This is a genomic window from Rhodoluna sp., assembly GCF_049276775.1.
In the GTDB taxonomy this organism is placed as follows: Bacteria; Actinomycetota; Actinomycetes; order Actinomycetales; family Microbacteriaceae; genus Rhodoluna.
Genome location: NZ_JBASXC010000084.1, coordinates 1 through 2,709, shown reverse-complemented (window position 1 = coordinate 2,709; position 2,709 = coordinate 1). Strand labels below are relative to the sequence as shown.

The window sequence follows — 2,709 nt, the reverse complement described above, 5'->3', positions numbered from 1 at the left end:
CTGTGGTGATGGCGGAGGCTGCCTACCAAGCACACGGTCTTCACTATCGATATATAAACTGCGAGGTGGAGCCCGAATCTTTGGGGCAAGCGGTTGAGGGTGCCAGGGCGATGAACTGGAAAGGTTTTCACTGTTCCATCCCTCACAAGACCGAGGTAATCAAATTCCTTGACGAACTTGGAGAATCAGCCCGCGTTATTGGAGCGGTGAACTGTGTTGTGAACCGTGACGGCAAATTAGTCGGTGAGAACACCGATGGCAAAGGTTTCGTTAAGGCCTTCGAAGAGGTCCGAAGCGCTGCCGGTGAAACGGTTGTCTTGCTCGGAGCTGGAGGAGCGGCAAGAGCTATTGCCGTTGAGCTAGCTCTGGCGGGGGCAAAAAAGATCTACATCCTGAATCGAACTGTTGAGCGTGGCCAGATCTTGACTGATTTACTAAATGAGAACACTCCGGCTACAGCCGAATTCATTGAGTGGAACAAGACATTTGTTATCCCCAAGGACGCCACAGCCGTTATCAACTCAACATCTATAGGTATGGCTGGAATAGGTGATTTGCAGGACATTGATTACGACTCAATTAACGACACCATGTTGGTGGCGGATGTAATCATCAACCCACCAAGTACGCCTTTTCTGGAAGAGGCAGCCAAGCGTGGTGCACACACTCTGAACGGCCATGGCATGGTTGTCTACCAGGCGGTAGTTGGAATCAAATACTGGACCGGGGCCGATGTTGACCCTGAGATCCTAAGAGCCCAGCTCGTAGCTGTCCTCTAGCCTTTTGTCTACCCTTTTATCTAGCCGTTGGGTAAAACTACCGGCTTCATGGCACCCGGTAGTTTTGGCGCGTTCAGCGCCTGTTCAACCTGATCTAGGGTGAAGCGGTGCGTCACGAGAGAATCCAGGTCCACTTTGCCCGAGGAAACTAGCTCAATGGCGGTTGGCCAGGTGTTGGTGTATCTAAAGATTCCAGTCACCCAGATTTCACGGGACTGGATGTAGTCCACGGGGAGTAGGACATCGTCGTCTCCCATGCCTACAAGAATTACTCGACCGTTGGGACCCACGGCCTTGATTCCGTCGTAGACGGCTTTCCCAACTCCGGTGGCATCAATGAAGACATCGACATCCAGTCCACTGAGGGATTCCTTGGTTGGATCGATGGCTCGGCTGGCGCCGTGCGAGAGAGCAAAAGTTCTCCGAGACTCTACTGTGTCAGTGATTATTACTTCGCTGGCTCCAAAGGCCTTTGCGGTCTGGGCGACAATGACACCTATTGGTCCAGCTCCCGCCACTAGTACTCTGCTCCCGACAGATATCTGCGCCCGCTGGCAACTCCAGATGGCAACCGAAAGTGGCTCCATGAGTGCGCCGGCTTCAAAGCTCACGTTATCCGGTAGGTCAAAAGCAAAATCGTCCTGGATGGTGACGTACTCGGTGAAAGCTCCGTTCACGTGGGGGACTGCATAAAAGATAATTTCAGGGCAGAGGTTGTATCTGCCAGCACGGCACTGGGTGCATGTTCTGCACGGGCGCTGGGGTTCAATGGCGACGCGCTTACCGATTCGGGATGGGTCAACATCTTTTCCAACGGCTGTGATTGTTCCCGAGAGCTCGTGACCCAACACAAAGGGCTGGTTCATGATCATGGTTCCGATGTTGCCATGAGCGTAGAAGTGAACATCGCTACCGCAGACACCCACCGCTGCAACTTTTACCAGCACCTGGTCATGATCTGGCGTGGGGGCGTCGATGTCTCTCATCTCGATGACGCCTGGCTCAATAAGGAATGATGCTTTCAAGATGAACTCCTGTGCCTATAATTTGGGATAAACCTGATTAGGTAAACATAGAGGAAAAGCAATGGAGCTGCAACGTCAAGTTTTTGTGGTGGGGTCAATCAATATCGATTGCACCATCAACGTTAGGAACCTTCCAAACCCCGGTGAAACCATTCACGGCACCGATGCAATTTACCTTCCCGGTGGCAAGGGCGGCAACCAGGCGGTTGCCGCATCGAGGTCAGACTCCGCTGTGAAAATGATTGGCGCCGTTGGTAAAGACGGCTACGGAGACCAGGCCCTTAGTTCGCTTGAGTACTTTGGGGTGGACACCTCAGGAGTTCTCAGAAAAGACGTTCCAACTGGAGTCGCTTTCATTCTGGTTGAAGAATCTGGGGAGAACACCATCATCAGTACCGCGGGGGCCAATGCTCTCGTGTCTCCAGAAGACATCAAGACCCAGCTTGAAGGTCTTGCCCTAGATTCAGCGCCGGTGGTTTTGGCCCAACTTGAACTTCCGCTGGAAAGCGTCGAGGCAACGGCTTCATTGACAAGCGCCGTTAAGGGTCGCTTCATCCTGAACTTGGCACCAGCCAGAAAAATTTCAGAGGATCTTCTTGCTGTTTGCGACCCGATTGTGGTGAACGAGACCGAGGCCGCTTTACTTCTGGGTCGGGAAATTACCAGCACCGAAGAAGCTCTTACCGCAGTCACAGAACTTGCCAAGGTTTCAAAGTCGGCCGTTATCACCCTAGGCGGCGATGGGGCGGTGCTTGCTGAAAGCTCCACGGAAGGAAAGTCAATCCACCTACCGGCTGAAAAAGTGAAGCCCGTGGACACCACCGGTGCCGGGGATGCTTTCCTTGGAGCGCTTACCGTTGCCCTAAGTCACAACAAGAGTCTCAAGGCGGCGGTTGAGGATGGGT

The 2,709-nt window shown here is 53.1% G+C and carries 3 protein-coding genes; 2 read left to right on the top strand and 1 reads right to left on the bottom strand.

What is annotated here, in order from left to right; all coding sequences use genetic code 11:
- On the top strand, window positions 1–779 hold a 779-nt coding region (gene aroE / locus WAO31_RS05790), incomplete at its 5' end, for a shikimate dehydrogenase (RefSeq protein ID WP_509591347.1).
- Between the two features lie 20 nt (window positions 780–799).
- Here the strand turns inward: aroE and WAO31_RS05785 are convergent.
- Window positions 800–1,765 (bottom strand): NAD(P)-dependent alcohol dehydrogenase, encoded by a 966-nt coding sequence (locus WAO31_RS05785; protein ID WP_509591349.1) that lies wholly within the window; start codon window positions 1,763–1,765, stop codon window positions 800–802.
- Between the two features lie 100 nt (window positions 1,766–1,865).
- On the opposite strand from WAO31_RS05785, the gene WAO31_RS05780 reads away from it, so the two are divergent.
- Window positions 1,866–2,709 (top strand): ribokinase (locus WAO31_RS05780; RefSeq protein WP_509591345.1); only part of this gene is annotated, 844 nt, incomplete at its 3' end.

What these genes read in the sequence shown, in the direction of transcription:
- WAO31_RS05785 (WP_509591349.1), bottom strand. Translation starts at nt 1,765, where the DNA reads ATGAGAGACATCGACGCCCCCACGCCAGATCATGACCAGGTGCTGGTA.